This window comes from Alicyclobacillus acidocaldarius subsp. acidocaldarius DSM 446, from assembly GCF_000024285.1.
GTDB lineage: Bacteria > Bacillota > Bacilli > Alicyclobacillales > Alicyclobacillaceae > Alicyclobacillus > Alicyclobacillus acidocaldarius.
Map to the genome: position 1 here is coordinate 14,744 of NC_013207.1, position 16,727 is coordinate 31,470.

At 50.9% G+C, this 16,727-nt stretch carries 15 protein-coding genes and 2 riboswitches; of the genes, 14 read left to right on the plus strand and 1 reads right to left on the minus strand.

Annotated elements, in window-relative coordinates; all coding sequences use genetic code 11:
* Positions 1-85 precede the first annotated feature (85 nt).
* The 6 genes from AACI_RS15105 (at position 86) to AACI_RS15135 (ending at position 6,985) form a co-directional block, all read left to right on the plus strand.
* Positions 86-493 carry a VOC family protein gene (locus tag AACI_RS15105; protein ID WP_012812186.1) on the plus strand — a complete coding sequence of 136 codons (408 nt, stop codon included), beginning with the start codon at positions 86-88 and terminating at the stop codon, positions 491-493.
* A gap of 1,606 nt (positions 494-2,099) precedes the next feature.
* Positions 2,100-2,312: a hypothetical protein gene (locus AACI_RS16680; protein ID WP_012812188.1), complete on the plus strand. Its 213-nt coding sequence runs from the start codon at positions 2,100-2,102 to the stop codon at positions 2,310-2,312.
* A gap of 611 nt (positions 2,313-2,923) precedes the next feature.
* Positions 2,924-4,414 carry a spore germination protein gene (locus tag AACI_RS15120; RefSeq protein WP_012812189.1) on the plus strand — a complete coding sequence of 497 codons (1,491 nt, stop codon included), beginning with the start codon at positions 2,924-2,926 and terminating at the stop codon, positions 4,412-4,414.
* A gap of 11 nt (positions 4,415-4,425) precedes the next feature.
* On the plus strand, positions 4,426-5,613 hold the full coding sequence (locus AACI_RS15125) for a Ger(x)C family spore germination protein (protein ID WP_245530857.1): 1,188 nt from the start codon (positions 4,426-4,428) through the stop codon (positions 5,611-5,613).
* 20 nt (positions 5,614-5,633) lie between these two features.
* Positions 5,634-5,879, plus strand: coding sequence for a hypothetical protein (locus tag AACI_RS15130; protein WP_008340299.1), 246 nt, complete (start codon positions 5,634-5,636; stop codon positions 5,877-5,879).
* A gap of 5 nt (positions 5,880-5,884) precedes the next feature.
* Entirely contained in the window at positions 5,885-6,985 is a 1,101-nt protein-coding gene (locus tag AACI_RS15135) for a GerAB/ArcD/ProY family transporter (RefSeq protein ID WP_012812191.1), read from the plus strand.
* Positions 6,986-7,296: 311 nt separating this feature from the next.
* Here the strand turns inward: AACI_RS15135 and AACI_RS15140 are convergent, their stop codons facing one another.
* Positions 7,297-8,496, minus strand: coding sequence for a tetratricopeptide repeat protein (locus tag AACI_RS15140; RefSeq protein WP_012812193.1), 1,200 nt, complete (start codon positions 8,494-8,496; stop codon positions 7,297-7,299).
* Between the two features lie 301 nt (positions 8,497-8,797).
* Positions 8,798-8,883: riboswitch (cyclic di-GMP riboswitch) on the plus strand.
* A 179-nt stretch (positions 8,884-9,062) separates the two neighbouring features.
* Between AACI_RS15140 and AACI_RS15145 the strand changes: the two genes are divergently transcribed.
* The 8 genes from AACI_RS15145 to AACI_RS15170 all read left to right on the plus strand — a co-directional run bounded on the left by AACI_RS15145 (position 9,063) and on the right by AACI_RS15170 (position 16,565).
* Positions 9,063-9,920 (plus strand): EAL domain-containing protein, encoded by an 858-nt coding sequence (locus AACI_RS15145; protein ID WP_012812194.1) that lies wholly within the window; start codon positions 9,063-9,065, stop codon positions 9,918-9,920.
* A 173-nt stretch (positions 9,921-10,093) separates the two neighbouring features.
* Complete coding sequence (locus tag AACI_RS16650) at positions 10,094-10,609, plus strand: hypothetical protein (protein ID WP_169304869.1); 516 nt, start codon at positions 10,094-10,096, stop codon at positions 10,607-10,609.
* A gap of 16 nt (positions 10,610-10,625) precedes the next feature.
* Positions 10,626-11,135, plus strand: a complete 510-nt coding sequence (locus tag AACI_RS15150) for a FapA family protein (RefSeq protein ID WP_041708564.1) — start codon at positions 10,626-10,628, stop codon at positions 11,133-11,135.
* 96 nt (positions 11,136-11,231) lie between these two features.
* A complete protein-coding gene (locus tag AACI_RS16215) occupies positions 11,232-12,680 on the plus strand; it encodes a FapA family protein (RefSeq protein ID WP_218917128.1) in 1,449 nt (482 codons plus the stop codon).
* 427 nt (positions 12,681-13,107) lie between these two features.
* Positions 13,108-13,536, plus strand: coding sequence for a response regulator (locus tag AACI_RS15160; protein WP_008340306.1), 429 nt, complete (start codon positions 13,108-13,110; stop codon positions 13,534-13,536).
* 393 nt (positions 13,537-13,929) lie between these two features.
* A riboswitch (cyclic di-GMP riboswitch) is annotated at positions 13,930-14,015 on the plus strand.
* Between the two features lie 28 nt (positions 14,016-14,043).
* On the plus strand, positions 14,044-14,262 hold the full coding sequence (locus AACI_RS16455; RefSeq protein WP_148213891.1) for a hypothetical protein: 219 nt from the start codon (positions 14,044-14,046) through the stop codon (positions 14,260-14,262).
* 161 nt (positions 14,263-14,423) lie between these two features.
* Positions 14,424-15,095, plus strand: a complete 672-nt coding sequence (locus AACI_RS15165) for a sensor histidine kinase (RefSeq protein ID WP_012812195.1) — start codon at positions 14,424-14,426, stop codon at positions 15,093-15,095.
* Positions 15,096-15,104: 9 nt separating this feature from the next.
* Positions 15,105-16,565, plus strand: a complete 1,461-nt coding sequence (locus AACI_RS15170; RefSeq protein ID WP_012812196.1) for an HD domain-containing phosphohydrolase — start codon at positions 15,105-15,107, stop codon at positions 16,563-16,565.
* Positions 16,566-16,727 lie beyond the last annotated feature (162 nt).

The following is a 16,727-nucleotide window of genomic DNA, read 5'->3' on the forward strand; positions in this document are numbered from 1 at the left end:
GTGGTCGGTAGGTATGGTATCCTGTCTGCAGGGGAACAGGGGCGTGCTTAGGTGAACACATCAGTAAGGAAGGAGCCAGTGAAGGGTGCGAATCATTCCATACTTGTACTTCCAGGGGAACGCGGAAGAGGCCTTACGCTTCTATGTAGAGGTGTTTGGTGGTGAGTTGATGGAGCTACGTCGGTATGCAGACATGCCAGGTGCTGAGAGTCCAGAACATTATCAGAACAAAGTCTTGCATGCTCGCCTCAAAATTGGCGACGAATGGTTGTTCATTTCAGACGCTTTTCCAAGGGACCCGGTACCCCCTGCGCGTAGTCTAGTCAGTTTGATGGTGGATTTTTCGTCAGAAGCTGATATGGATGCCGTCTATACGCGTTTGGGAAGGGAAGCCGAAATCCACATGCCGCTCCAGAAAACGTTCTGGGGTGCGAAATATGCTAGATTGACCGACAAATTTGGGGTCACGTGGGATCTTCATTGTCAGCTGTGAACGAGCCAATTGACGGCGGAAGCCAGGTTGAGCAGAGGAGAAAGTAACTGGGAACGAAGGAATGCCTGGCCGTAAGCGTCGGGGTATGATATCAGGGTGACATGGGAGCATGGGAATTGAATGAGTGGGCTGAGGATATGGTTCGCGCAATGTAACGTGATGGGGGCCCCTGAAATCTCCGTTACGAAAACGTGACACAGCATTGCGGAGATGGTCGATCGCCCTATGCATGCACCATGTGTATTGACCTCCATCGCACCTCTTTAGTGAATGCGAGCGCGGGTTCGCGATTGAGAACGAGCGAGAGAAGTGCCAGACGTCGCGTAACCTTACCGAAGCCATTCCGGTGCAGTTTTTCGCCCTCGGAGCGAGGCGGATCAACATGGCTCTTATCTCTGGCATCGCGCGCATAGGGCGGTGAATCTCAACAGCCCAGTGGAAGGCATCGGTGTCGGAACCTTCTTGCTGCGAGCGGACGAAGATCCGGCGAACGAGACCGACCTGTCGCGCGTCAGGCTCATCCCGTGAAATGACAATCTCAAAGTGATTCGATATTAACGGCGCGACTATCCCGGTTACGCCATGCGCGCGGGCGCCATTGACGAGACGAGGAAGCAACAATCGACCATGCGAAATGCGAGTCGGAATCGAATCTCGTTGCATGACGAGATTGAGATGCGGAAGGAATGGTGATGGGCCGTCGTAAAGTAACATCTCGACATTCTGTATGAGTTTTTCCATCCTTCCGCGAACCTGCTGCACACGGTGTAATCAACGGGTGATCTCTGGTTCTGTGAATATCGTTGGCGATGGGGTCGTGGGACGTCTACGCTACGTCGCTCGGATGTAAGTATGCGGATATGGTGTAGTCGTTATAAAATTTCGCGCTCCAATTCATCGGGTAGGCCTAACGACTCGGGGTCAACGCCTAAGCGAGCGGCGATGTGATAGAGTTTGCTGAGTACATCATAATAGGCATAAACAGTCCCGGTTCGAAACGCATCCGATGAATGTCGGTGCCATTCGTCGCGATATCGCTTTGCCGATGTCAAGAGTTCCGAAATCCACAGCTCGTACACCATAGAGGTATCGGGTGTAGACCGTTTTACCATCGACAATGGGCTCATGCGTATCTCTCCTCTCCTGACAAAAGTTCCATGCTACTTCGCGATGTGTTTCTCTGCAACATCTCAGATGTACAGGCCTGCTTGTGGTGTTTTCGTTTCGCGTCTGATTGCTTTGTGCATGAGTTGGGGGTCTATTCTAGGGAAGAAATCGAACCTGATGTCCGGCCGTTTGAGGACTTGTACGCATAAGTTCCGGCTCTTCGGAACAAGACCTCTCGTATATCTTGTGTCGAACCGTATTGAAAATCAACCCGCTCCCATGCCGGGGTGCATATACATTGAATGAAATAGGAATCCAATCGATGGTCTTGAAACTCTTGTATACAATTTCATGATATATACCATTGAATGGCTTGTGGATGCATTGACGGATTGGGGTATCTTTGAAAAGAGCCCACTCGCATGACATGGTCTTACGTAGGATAGCGATGCCAAGATGCCGAGGTGGTGAGGGGTGAGAAGGCAGGGAGCCAAGCTCGATGCGGCGAAGCCGATTCATCGGACGATCAATTGGATCGGCGATTTTGCTTCTCACGCACCAGATCACGGTTGGCGGGGTGTTCATCTCGCCGGGGAATATCTCGTTATCGCTGTCTGGCTTCTTTACGGGGTCGGGAGCTGACGGAAAGAATGACGTGGATAAGCGCCTGCTCGACGCGATCGATTTTGTGACGGCGCTTTTACTGATGTAAATGAGCTACAGGTCATTGGTACGTACATCACGATCGGGCGGTTTACGATTGTTGTAAGTGGACCGCTGTTTGGCTCGGAACCTGTGGAAGGATACACACCGACCGCGCGGGAATTGCGCGGGACTTTAGCAGTTTCGTCACCACGGTCATTCGTCCGTTTTGATGGGGGTGTGTGGGGGGCGCAATCGACGGAGACGAGAAACGGGCAAGGCGCGTTGAGCCGAGCGGTGAAGGTGGTTCCATCTCTTGGTGCTGTTTATCTCATGGGGATTTTGCTCGCAACCTTTACGTTTTTCTTCACGAAGTCGGTAAAGCGGGCGGAATAGGTGTATGAGAACAGCACATGTCGCCTAATAGCCTTACATCAGTTACAGGCACTTCCTTCGTCCTCACCAACCCATGTACGAATATCGCCACCTCGCTCCATACCCACTGACGGTTTCGTCTCGCTTTGTATCGACTTCTTAACCTCGATACCTCCCTTCCACAAATGAGAAGAACAAAACCTTTGAATTAGGATGTGGTATATCATGTTAATTCATGGTCAAAAATGCGTAGCAAGTCATACATACGTTTCATGATGACTCAAGTTAAGAGGGAGTTCCTCATCCATGTCCAAAGGAAACGAGACGATCTCCATCAAAGCCCTTGAAGCAGTTCGCCAGATTTCAGAACAACTGGGTCCATGTCCAGACCTACGCATACAGTCCGTGACGCCGGATCATCGAGTGGTGATGGTGGTTTGTTGGCTGGATGGCCTGGTGGATGATGTTCGCCTGCAGGAAGCCATCTTGGCCATGAGTCGACAGCTCGCCCACACTCGTAGAAGACGGTTTTCCTCGTTGCCAGTGGTGCCTGGGGTTGCTACGCATATGCTCGGAAACGTTTCCGAAGCGACAAAGGCGCTCCTCAATGGCTGTGCCGTCGTATGTTGGGACGGCATGGATCGTGCGCAGGCGTGGCATCTCGTACAATGGCCGGCCCGGTCGATCGATCGGCCGGAAAATGAGCCCACGCTGAATGGTCCGCAGGAAGCCTTTGTTGAGAGTTTGAATCTGAATCTCGCTCTTTTGCGGAAACGGTTGAAGACGCCCGAACTGAAGGTGGAGACCTACGACTTGGGTATCGCGTCGCAGACCACAGTCGTCATCTTGTATCACAAAGCGATTGCCAAAGAAGCCCTTGTGCATGAGCTCCGTAGGAGATTAGAAGGCGTAAGGGTGGATTATGTTGCCGATATCAATCAGATTCGTGAGTTTGTCAATGATCCGCGATTTTCGCTCTTTCCGACGTCAGAAGAGACAGAGCGCCCTGAACGTGTGATCGCAGCGCTGATGGAGGGGCGGGTAGGGCTTCTTGTCGACGGTTCCCCCATGTGCATGTTGGTACCCGTGACGTTTGCCATGAATCTCAGTTCTCCGGAAGACTATTATATGCATTACACCCTGGCGTTGCCTCTGCGTCTTCTTCGACATCTGATGTTCTGGGCCTCGGTGTTGCTGCCCGCACTCTATGTGGCACTTCTCACATACAACCAGGACTTGATTCCCACCCCCCTACTCATGAGTGTCGCGGCTCAGCACTCAGGCATTCCGTTTCCGACTGTCTTGGAAGCGTTGGGAATGATGGTCGCGTTTGAAGCCTTGCGTGAAGCAGGTACTCGGCTGCCACGCGCAGTGGGACAATCGGTCAGTATTGTGGGCACCTTGGTGATTGGAGATGCAGCTGTGAGAGCGGGACTTGTATCTCCTGGCATGGTGATCATTGTGTCAGCGACCGGTGTTGCGTCCTTCACATTGCCTGCTCTCGGCCTGGTGCAGGCGGCAAGACTGCTTCAGTTCCCGTTCGTCATCGCAGCGAGCTTTTTTGGTTTGTATGGGGTTCTGATGTTGGGCTTAGCAGTGGTCGGACGACTCGCATCGTTACGTTCCTTCGGAGTGCCGTATCTGTCTCCTGTCGCGCCAAACGTCCTTGGGGATATGAAGGACGTCGTGATTCGGGCGCCTTGGTGGATGATGCGTACCCGACCACGGCAGTTTGAACCGCGGCGCAGACAGCGATGGGGATTGTCCCGCCCGAGAACGAGGAGGCGTCGGCATTGAGGTCAAAGAGGATGTTGGACCGTTGGCGCAACGAGCGTCAAGGTTTGACACTTGGCACGATGCTCCTCTTGGTGGCTGGGATGGTGACTGCGTGTGACTATAACGATGTGGACCATCTCTACATCTCGACGGGGATCGGCATCGACAAGGTGACCGATGGGATACGTGTTTCCGTCGATATTATCAATCCGGAAGCTTCACAGTCGGCGCAATCCGACGTCGGTGGAAGCGAAAATCAAGGGCCGGATCGTGTCGTCTCGGCTGAAGGGCAGACGTTCGAGATGGCGTTTTCCCGGATTCAAAGCCAGTTGGCGCACTCGTTGTATTTGCCCCATACAGCCGTTGTGGTGTTTTCAAAAGGTGCCATCGCGTCCGATCTCAACAATCTGGTGGATGCGTTGGAGCGAAATCGGCAGTTGCGCCGTAGTCAGCTGTGGGTGATCACGCCAGGGAACGCCGAAGATATCTTGACAACTCGACGGACGGTCCATCAACCGACGGCGTTAGTGATACGCGACCTGGTGGATGAAGCCTCTCGACGCTACACATGTCTTGCGAGTGATGAGTTGCATGTTGTGAAACGCATGTTATCGCCTTCCTCCGCAGCGTCCATCGCAGAAGTAAATCGTGATCGCGAAGGCAATCCTACGTTATCGGGAATGGTGCTAATCACGTCTCAAGGGGATATGCGTCGAGTATCTCAAGCACAAATTCTAGATGCTAGTTGGATGCTGGGACGGACTTTTGATGTAAGGGAATTGGTGAGATTGCCGTCCGGTGCGAGTCAGTCTCCAGCCACCGTGACCGTTCACTGGTTGCGAACGTCCACCCGGTTCAAGCTGATTCGCGCAACGCCTACACCTGTCATTCAGGTGATCTGGCGAGGAACGGGCGAAATCGAACGATGGACGGTGCCAACGACCATCACATCGCAGGAGTTCGACCTATTGGAACAAGCCATACAACGTGATGTCGAACAGCGTCTGCTGCGTGCATGGAAGATATCCACGACTTCCGACATCGATGCGTACGGCGTTCAGACACTCATCGACGGAGTGGCTTCACACGATATACAGAATCACCGAAATTCAACAGACGCATGGAAGCGGACAACGTGGGTGTTCGACATCAGGCCACAAATTTTGCATACCGAGCTCGTATCACAGACGCCGTTGGGTTCAAATTCCAATCATTCATGACGATATGGAGGCGAATACGCATGACCAGTGTCTGGGCCGTCCTTTGGGCAATTGTGGGCGCGGTGATCGATTTTCGCCATTGGATACCGCATCGAATGAGTGAACGCGTGACGTGGGGCATGTTTGTCGCGATCGCGATTCTCTTGGCCATGGCGGGCGATTTCCACTGGTGGCCCAACTTCGATCTCGTACGCGCGTTTGTGTGGGCGTTTGGGAAACCCACCTCTTGGCTTTACATAGGCACCATTCAGCATGAAGGGACCTAAGTGTCATGGTTCAAATTTCACGTTACCAAGTTATCTTAATGCTTGTTTGGACCATATTGGGCACTGGGATTGTGACGATGCCCGGGACCATTGCACAATTTACGGTTCGAGATGCTTGGGTGGCTGGATTTGGGTTGTGTATCGGGGGAGGGCTTTGTGCGCTGATCGCAGGCGTACACGTGCGATGGTTTCCCGACCAAACGTTGACGCAGGTTGCCATGCATGCGTTAGGACCCGTCGGCGGAGAGCTATTCGCCCTTTGGTACGTGATGTATGGCGTGGTGACCTTGGCGACGATCGGGCGTGAGTTGAGCACGTTTGTGATGATCTCGGTTTTGCCGAATACACCTGAATTTTTTATCAGTTCCGTGGCTTTTGCCGTGTCTGCGTACCTCACCTATTTGGGCATCGAGGTCGTCGGGCGGGTCAACGAGTTCATCGTTCCTCTCGCGGTCATTGTGGTTCCTCTGCTGTTCGGTTTAAGTGTTCGATCGTTTGAATGGCAACCCTTCCGTCCGGTTTTGAGTTCCGGATGGCTTCCGATCTGGCAGGCGAGTGTCGTGCCCGCATTCGCCTATGGCTTGGAATTTTCAGTGGCCTTGCAGTGGATTCCTGCCTTGAGGACACCGCGCACATTGCCGATCGACATCGTGATCGCGAGCACCGTCAGTGCGTCCGTCTTGGTTCTCCTCGTGACACTGACGGTCGGAGTCCTGGGTGAACCTGTTCGTTACCTTACTTATCCAGTCCTCGAGGTTGTGCGCTCCATTCGGCAAGGAAAATTCGTAGAGCGTTTGGATACCTTGTATGTCATGGGGGTGGTGATCACGCAGGCTTTAAAATTGTCGGCCTTTCAGTTGGCCACTTGCGAGGCCATCAAGGACATGTGTCATTCCAAGGAGGCAAAATGGACAGTCATTCCATGCACCTTATTGATTTGGTCTGTGGCGAATTTCATGTTTCACAACTTGTTCGATGTGACAGAGTTCATTCTGCGTGCTGTCCCTGCGTATTTCTTGTTCACCGTCGTCATCTGTCCCGTGCTCATCTATATGACCGCATGGTGGCGAATTCAGCGCGGGAAGAGAGCCCTCGGCCATAGGTAGAGAAAGGGACAAGCCGCTGCGGGGCATCATCTCCATCGGGTCGGTGCTTTCCCTGAGGTGATGTCGTGGTCATGCTTGTCCATCGCATCAAGCACGAGGTCGGGCCTGTTCGGATCCTTGTCTTGGAACATGCGTGGAATCCATGGCCTTCATCCCAGCGTGCTTCGTTTAAGTTCTAGACAAGGCAACGATCACAAATGAATCACAGACATAATGGGCGGTATCACTGCACCGTTCGGTAGGAATACGAGGCTACCCAGGACACTAGCTGTGATCCCAGAGGCCCAAATCAGCATCTTTTTCATCGTCCATCACCTCCCTTTCCCTTCTTCACCATGTTGGCGCACACGGAGCCACTGAAGTTGACGAATGACAGCGTAGACTTCCACACTGCCGCAGGCGCGTAATGCTTCGACCGCACGCCAAAGATAGAACTCTGCCCGGTCCCATTGTTGCTGTTGCAGATAACATTTGCCAGCCAACCGAAGAAGTTGAGCACGAATTGGCGTCGTGAGCGGGAGTTGTAAGGCTTCACCAAGGTCGGACTCGGCCTGAGGCCAGTCGTGAATCATGATGTCGTATAAAATTTTCTCCTCCCATAGTTTAGCTCTGTATTCATCGTTAGGCACTCTTTCGACAAGTGTGGAGTACATGTGTAAAAAATTCTCAAAGTCTTGACGCACTCGTTTCAACATGAACCGGTTGTGTTGAATGGCGTAGTCGAGGATCGCATCATGGAGAGATTCCGCAAGTTTTGCCGCATGGTTCAGCATGCATTCAACGTCCTGTGTACTTCCTTGTTCCAATTGGGTCGCGGATAGCCCAATGAGCGCCCAGGCTTCCAGATGCGTATTTCCGAGACGTCGCGCGGATTCCGCAGCATGAACGTAATGTTGGAACGCTTTTTCGTGTTCTCCCATGAGTTCATACGTGCCTGCCAAATTCAGATGCGTATGTACCCAACGGACATCCGAACGGTCCAGCATGTGCAGGATGAACCGAAGAAACGTTTCTGTTAATTTCAATTGGCCCATCTGATGCGTGCAGATGGCGAGACAATGCAGAATTTCGTAAGATGCCGACGGGTCGTCACGAAAAGGAGGATGCACGACGAGGGGGAGGAGCACCTCGATGGCGGAAGACCATTGTTCAAGGCGTGTCATGGCGATCCCGCGATGCATTGCAATGTGGGATTTCCAAGCATCTAGGCAATAGGTGGTACACAGTGCGTCCGCCGAATCCAAAAAATGAAGTGCGTCGTGCCATCGCCCTTGCTCTTTTGCGCGTTCCGCTTCATGGAGGAAATCCAGGAGGGCTCTCTCAAGCGGGCTGTACGCGTTTCTCTGCCGGTCGATGGCTTGGAGGGGGTCGGTTCTAAGTGCTGGGGATGAGGCAGCTTGATGAAGGGCAGAAAGTTCTCCTGAAGCCGGCTCACGCATGAACGCGGGGTTTGTTTTAGGTTGAGTTGCCCGAAGTGATTTGAACCGGATGTTCGAAAAAACCAAACGCATCCCCACACCTTCTTCCGTTGTAAACCCTACTCCGTACATTCGAATCGGTCATCTTTGTTGTAACGTAGATCCTAAACGATCACAAGTATCTGATAAAGGGTTTGAGACGAGCTTGGTCGGGATCTCGCGAACTATTTTTGAAAAATCAAAAGAGGAATTTGAGTCCAAATGAAGAATGAATGCAATGAAACGCAGCGCGGGCGTTCGCGACAAGAAGATGTCGAATTCTGCCGACGTACGTCGAATGTAGCGGCGTCGGACCTTGGCCCGGACCCATCGGTGAAAAACTGGATACGATGAGAGCGCATCAGGGCAAACCAACGGAAACGTTGGGACGCAAAGCTACGGGTCTACGGGGACTTGACCTAGGATCGCCGGGCTGCCGCTTAAGAAGATAGATAGGGTGGCAGCTTGCGTAGGCGAGCTGCCCAAATTGTTTTGGAGGGTTGTGAAATGGGAAAGAAGCCCTTAGAAAATAACCCCTTCTCGGGGGGGGGGGGGGGGGGGGGTATAAATATCCTCTAAACCCAAATGATGAACTATCTCTTGTCGAATCGATCGAGGAAGTGCTACGTACAAACGTTCTCGAGTTTGTCTATCAACCGATTGTGGATCATGCTCGTGGGGAGGTCTGCGCCCACGAGGCATTGAGTCGCCCTCGATTTCGTGGACATGGGATTTCACCCGATGTGTGGTTTCGCGCAGCGGTTGCGTGCAATCGCGCTTTGGAAGTGGACCAACTCGTGGTGAGTCTCAGCGTCCAATCCATGCAGTTTGCATGGATGAAAGCCCCTTCGACCCTCTTGTTTGTGAATGTAACCCCGAGCAGTTTGATGGAAACTGTGTTTGTCGAGCAGTTAGAGAGGGTGTTTCAGGCCGGCCTGTGCCGACCCGAACAGTTGGTGCTCGAGATCGTCGAGTACGTTTCCTATGACGTGACGCGCTTGTTCCCAATGATTCAGTTCATCCGCTCCCTCGGTGTTCAGATTGCGCTGGATGACGTCGGGACCGGTTCAAGTACCTTGACCGCGGTCTTGACGTTGGAGCCGGATTGGGTCAAAGTCGACCGAACATGGATTGAAGGGATTTCGAGAACGCCAGCGAAGCAAAGGAGCTTGTCCCAGCTCGTTCAGATGATGGGATCTGGCGATCGGATCATTGCAGAGGGTGTCGAAACGTCTGAGGACTTGCGGACGGTTCGTGGCCTCGGTGTCCCCATGAGCCAAGGCTACTACTGGTCTCCGCCGCTGTCGGTCGACCAGATACAAGGTGTCATCCAAGAAATCGAACGCAGGCGACGTGAATTCGTAAAACTTGCAGAAGAACGTTCATGGTCCGATCCGATGGTGATTTCGAAGAGCCGGGAAATCGACCGATTGGTCACGTTATACCACCGATGGGGGGCCGAAACTGCGGATGCCTAGTCCCGTTGTTCACGGAGAACACGAGGCGGAGGTGGCGGTCGGATGTGGCGATGGTGGATAGCTGTATGGCATCGACTGTGGCCCTCTCGTACACAACGGTCGCTTCTGCTTATGCCGATGGAGGAAACTCTGCATGACGCGTAGGCGGTCTCGCCCTCCCGAGGCATGGGACCGTGACGATTCGGGACAACCACATATGGATTCGAAACCCTGACGACCAGGGCGCTTGGCCGACGCTTGTCAATCCTGATGATGCTCGCTTGACAGTACGGATTGACGGTGAGAAGCGGATTAGCGAAGTCGTCGTTCAGGAAGGGCAACGCATCGAAGTTGAGTTGGCTTCCAAAGCGCCAACGATCTGGTTTGCGACGAAAGTGATTCGTCACAATATGGAAGTGATCGGTTCGATCCATGTCACATACGGCGAAACGTATCGCCTTCGAGAGATGGAAGACGTCCGTCGAGCCGTGCTGGAACTTGAGATTCAAACGGTACGACCCGAGCCTTTGGGGATGGACAAGATCCTAGAACATCTCCAATCCATGGGGTATGTGGGCACACCGATTAGGAGACCTTGGAGGCGCTGGACCAGTGACAGAAGAAATGGAATGCGTGGTCCTTCGGGGGACGCCCTCTCAGCTTGGTCGTCCAGCGCGTTATCGCCGACTCAAGCTTCCCAAGGTCTATGACCCGCTGCGAAGGCGTATGGAGGTTGCGTCGGTTTCAGCCGGCACGCCGATTGCCATTTGGGAACCGGGTATTCCGGCGGTCCCTGGTCGTGATGTCTTTGGGCACGAAGTAGTGCCGCCGAAGCATCCGAAGCCTCCCGAGCTCGGACCAGGTGTGATTCGCGTGCACGATCACGTCATTGCCGCGCGGAGCGGCCGAGTGGTCTTCTCGAAAGAACGCATCGATGTCGTTCCCGAACTGGTCATTGACCGAGATCTCTCGAGTAAGGACGGGATCATCGATTTCGATGGAGACGTTCTCGTGTTCGGTTCCGTGTTGGACGGGTGTGTGGTGCAAGCGACCGGGAACGTGCGGATCTCGGGGAATGTGTTTCACGCAACCGTCCGCGGGGAACGAGGAGTTTGGGTTCGAGGCGCCATTGTCGGATCGCATGTGATGGCGGGTTCGCAGCTTGTGTATGACGAGTTTGGTCGCAGATTGAAGCAGAGTATCGATTCGTTTCTGAAATGCAAATCGGAATACTAGGATTTTGGGTTTTACGTTGCGTATTGTCGCAGGATTGTGACAGGCTATGATAGTTTGACTTGGAATGAGTCGTGCGGACGTGTCTGAACGCAACCCTTGTGGATTTCACTCGGTTCAGACGCTCCTCCCAACAATATCCTGTCATCGAGGCGGGGCGATGAGGGTATGAGTTTTAGGGAGTTTCTGAAGAAAATTGTTTTCAAGGATTGGAATGATGTAATCAATATTACATCTCCGTTCAAGGGGAGAAATATAGAATTAGATTCTAAACAAGAACATAACTATTCTCCTGTTAATGGAACGGTTTGTGTGAAGGACGGTCGGATTGAAGTATGTGATCCCAAACACTATGGTTCCTATCCGACAATCGTTGTTCCAGATGATCCCTATATTAAGGTGACCGTGAATGGCGAACCGGTGACGGGTCAAGTTGTTGTGAGCGAGTCTCATGATATTCAAGTTGAACTTATAGGGAAAGAGCCGTATGTGACATATGAATGCATCGTCTCGGAGGACGAACTTAGCGTTTCCGTGAAAGCGACGATTGTTCCGGGATTTAAGCTGCGTTTGCGAGACTGTGCGCCTTCGGAAACACTTGTACTGAGTGTGGAGAAAGAGTTCTATTCGCCAGAGGAGACTTCGCCAATCACCATTTTAAAACTCCTTTCTGACCATGGTTATGAAGGAACGGTTGATCATGAAGCTATTCAACGGATTTGCAAATATGAATCAACAGAAGAAGTTGTGTTGAGAGGAATAAAACCCCGCGGAAGTGGTGGTTTCACATGCAAATTTGTGCGGATTCCAGTGGAGACGGATCCGATTTTACAAACCAAGCGGTGTGGCCGAGTTTCCATTGGCACCATCTTGGGCATGGTAGAGCGCGGGATCGGCGACATTCCAGGCAGAAATGTCTATGGGAAAGAAATTCCTGTCGATCCGCAAGAGTTCACGTTGTCGCTTGGTGCAGGTGTCATCCACGTAAACAATCATCTGGTGGCGGCGCGGGATGGACGGGTCTTTTTAACAAAGGACAGGATTGATGTAGTCCGTGAACTCGTTGTAGAACAGGACATCACTGACTCGGAGGATGAAATCGTTTTTGACGGGAATGTGGTTGTCCAAGGTTCTGTGGAGAAAGGTGCTTCTATCAAAGCGACGGGTTTGGTCACGATCTACGGGTCGGTGAGGCAGTCTACCATCATGGGGGATCGAGGGGTGATCGTGCTTGGGGAAGTGAACAAATCAAAGGTGTTTGCTGGATATCAAGTGCTGCTTTACAGAAACCTTCTGTCAATCATTGAACGCACACTGGGTGAGCTTGACCGATTTCGAAGTGAGTACTTGACATTGATTCAGCACGCACTCAAGCGTGCTGATGCAGCTGAGATAATACCAAAAATCCCGTCGATTCTTTTTTCCAAACGGCATGTTGAACTGATTCGTTTGCTCACTGTATTTGTAAAAGAATACGCGGAAGTGGCATTGATAGATAATCACTATCGCTTGATGAAGGAGTTGATTGAATCCAAATGGTTAAGTTAACAGCGTCAATACGTCACTCAAGAAGATATCGATACGGCGCTGGCCAGATTCAAAGATTATTGCGAAGATGTCCGTTCGAGGCGGTCATATAAATCGGTCATCAAGGTGGGTGCAGTTTTTTCCAGTACGCTGAACAGTTCAGGGAACATCGTGGTTCGAAGACGAAGTGTTTCAAGCGTGCTCGAAAGCGGGAATACAATCTCCATCCTGGGAACGATGATAGGTGGATTTGCTGTGTGTGAAAAATCAGCATATATGAGAGAATTGGGTACAAATTCAGGGACAGAGGGGAGCGTTCGGGTTCTCAATTCAAGCGGCTTTATCCGGGCGAGATTGGTGCACCGCAATAACCTGTTGCAGGTTGGCGACAAGCGGGTACGGCTGTACGGTACGGTTCGCGATTTTCGTTTACGAGGGGAATGGGATCATGATCAAAGTGCTCTTGATCGATGATTTCGATGAGACTCTGGAATCATTAGCTATTGTATACAGTTTGCATCACGGTGTAGAAATTGTGGGGCGTGCGCATAATGCGGAGGAAGCGTGGAATATACTGTCTTCGCGCGAGGTAGACTTCATTTCTATAGATATTCAATTGGGGCAAGAAGACGGTTTGAATTTATGCCGCGAGATCCTGAATAAATATCCAGACAAGTTCGTGGTCTTGTGTTCGGTGGAGGCTTCAGACGTCGTTCAAAGCCGGGCCTTTGAAGCCGGTGCCTCCTATTTCCTCCCCAAACCCATTGGGCTCGATGATGTTCGAAAGGTGGTAGATGTCTATTCGAATCGAAATCGCAGACCACCGAAGGATGCGTCAGCGGATGATTTGTTGCGTCTTCTCGATTTAGATAGGTGAACATACCGTGAATCATGTAAATCTTTGAAAAGATCATCTTGTATATTCAGAACATGCACACCGGAAAGTGCATCGCTGCTAAAAAGGTCCGACGGCGGCGCCGATACCTTCTAACCGAATGATCATGGAGCGCGGACTATAAGCCCGTCGACGGAATTTGCACATAACGGTGGCGCTCTATGCGGAGTGACCTGTTATTGTCCCATGGCCTGGTTTGTCATCGTCTCACATACAGAGTTGTCCACAAATAAAGATCCTCACCAGTTGAGTGAGCCATTTCGAGATTGCAAACGGGTCTTACCTCGACGTAGGTAAGCAACATCAAGCACGTACTTGTCGCTGGCTGGATTTATGTTATAATGAATATGGAAGAATGAGGGCCGTTAGTGCTAGTGTTGGCAAGGGCAAACCCGTCCGAAAGGCGGGGGCGCAAAGCCACGGGTCTACGGACGAAAGTCTATGGCAGCCGGGCTGCCGGAACCCACCGTGAAAAGGGAGTGAATGTGCGTGAAGAAGCTCTTTATTTCTGCAGTAGCTGCCGCAGCAATCTTTGGCTCCACAGCATTGCCGGTGTTCGCGAACGTCATCCATTCGAATGGTAACACAGGTCAACCTGTCTCTGTTTTTTCCAATCCAGGCAATGCGCAAGCTTTAGTGCATCGCGCGTCTACGGGTTCGACAAACAAGTTTACGCATGATGGATGGAGAGATTTTCCTGGTGATTAAATTTAAAAGGAGTTGCGGCCTTCGTTCTTCATAATACTATCAGGTGAGAGAGGGGCTGTCCCCTCTCTCGTATTTTAGTCAGGCGATTAAGTCAGGCGATTACGCTAAACAGATTGTTCGTTTGAGGTTGGTAATGGCGTGAATAAGGAGGTAAGGATAAATTGGATAAAGCGATGTTGCATGTTTATGACTTAAGGGATCAAGGGATCCGTATGTTGGAGGAGGAACGCAGGAGAATTGCGAGAGATCTACATGATGGACCTGTTCAGGCGCTGACGAATATCAGTATGAAATTGGAAGTTTTGAAGCACATGTTGGATAGTAATCCGCAGATAGCGAAAGATCAAGTGGATCAGTTGCACCGACGGGTGACGGAAGCTGTGAAAGAAATTCGTGCGCTTATATATGACTTACGGCCTCTCGCTGTGGATGAAGTGGGCCTGATTGAAGCTACGAAAGCTCTATGTTCTCAGTTTGAAAAAAACTGGGGTATTTCTACTTCGTTCGTCGTACAAGACGGGGTGACTTCTGCAGAGATTACACCCGCCAAACAAGTAGCTCTGTATCGATTGATCCAGGAAATTCTAAACAACATCAAGAAGCATGCCAGAGCGACCACTACCGTAGTCGAGTTTTTACGTGATGAATCAGACCTTATCATCACAGTCAAGGATGACGGCGTGGGGTTTGATACTAATTATGTGCCCCCCGGTCATTACGGGCTCATTGGTATGAAAGAGCGGGCGGAATTTCTCGGTGGACGGTTGGAAATTCACTCGATTATTGGTCAAGGTAGTACATTTATTATTCGAATTCCGATGTATACTGGGTGAGAAAATCTCGTGAAGACAAATATGAATTTGCGGTCAGCCAGAGAGTTCAGGGCAAAGGGTTTATTAGAAGCAGCACGCTTCGTTTTAGAGAACCTGCTAAATCAATCTGATAGGAAATGGGAATGTAAGGAGGGGGTGATATATAATGAATTAGGTCTTTTAAATTATTATATGGGTAATTACAGACAGGCTGCCGATTGTTTTGCATCTGCCGTTGAACATGCCACAACGCGTGATTCATGGGTGTTGTACAATGTGAATCTAGCTATTGCCTACCGTCATTTGTCAGAGTACGATACTTGTTACCGTATTTTAAATCGGTTGAAACAGGAGTGTACAGATGAAGTTAGATCCATCACGAAGGGTCTTTTGTTCGCTAACTTGTCAACAATTCAAGGTCTTAATGGTTTTTATGCGGATGCAATTACTAGTATACTCGAGAGCTTTAGATTGTTTGGTGAGTCAGGTGTTCACGGAAATGACGTTGGCCTGCATAACAACTTGGGAATCGCTTATCTGGAGTTAGGTCAATATGGAAAGGCAGAGCTCCATCTTAAGAAATCTCTGGAGTTAAGTGGTAGAAAAGACCTTCCGGTGTTATCTGATATCGGTAGGTTGTATCTAATGATGGGGAAAATAACTGAAAGCATTGAATATACCAAACGTGCCTTGGATCTGGTGTGGTCATCTATCATCAATTACGAGAAAGAAGAGATTGCCCGCCTATGCCATCTGCTCGCCAACATTACGATTCGTTGTGGAGAAGTGGAATTGGCCGTGCGCTTGAATGAAAAGGCGCAAGTGATGTTCGGACAACTCGGCATGTGGCGACAATGGCAGGATATCGAAGCTGAAATGAACCTGTGGCACGAAAATCCGCCATCATGGTCGGATTCGAGCGGGCTTAACGGAATTTCGTTACAAGAAGTGCATCGTTTCCTTCTGTGTCTGGACGCGTTGCATTCGCAGGAACTCATTCATAAGAAATTTGCAAGGCTGTTGGACTTGCGCGCGCATTATGTGCGACTCATGGCAAATGAATTGGAATTATCCGATCGTGAACGGAACGACTTGGTGTTAGCATCTAGGTTTGCTGATTACGGATTGACTGCATTGGAAACTGAAGTAGTCATGGAGCCTGGACGTTCCGAACAAGCATTCGAAAAATATAAACTACATCCCACTTTGAGCGTGCAGATGAGTCAAACTCTGGGTTTGTCGGATGACGTTATTCGGGTCATCGAAGATCACCATGAGCGGTTTGATGGTTCTGGATACCCGCACCGGAAAGTGGCATATGATATCCATCATCTGGCTCGCATCTTGGCTGTCGTAGATGCTTATTGCACCGGTATCATATTGGAAGACAAGAGGCATGATATCGTATGGAATGAGATCATTCATGAAAGCGGAAAACGATTTGATCCTCGAGTAGTTGAAACATTTATTCGTATGCACGACATAAGCTAGTGCCCCTCCAGACAAATCTTTCACTGCCGGACCATTCTGTCCAGATTGACTGCACCTGCTGTCCGGGTTTTGCTAGGACCGTATCCGCGGCGGTGGAAAAAACGCTGGGGCTCGGCCCCGGCGCAGCATGTGAGTCTGGGCTCAAATCTTGGTCGTAACAGT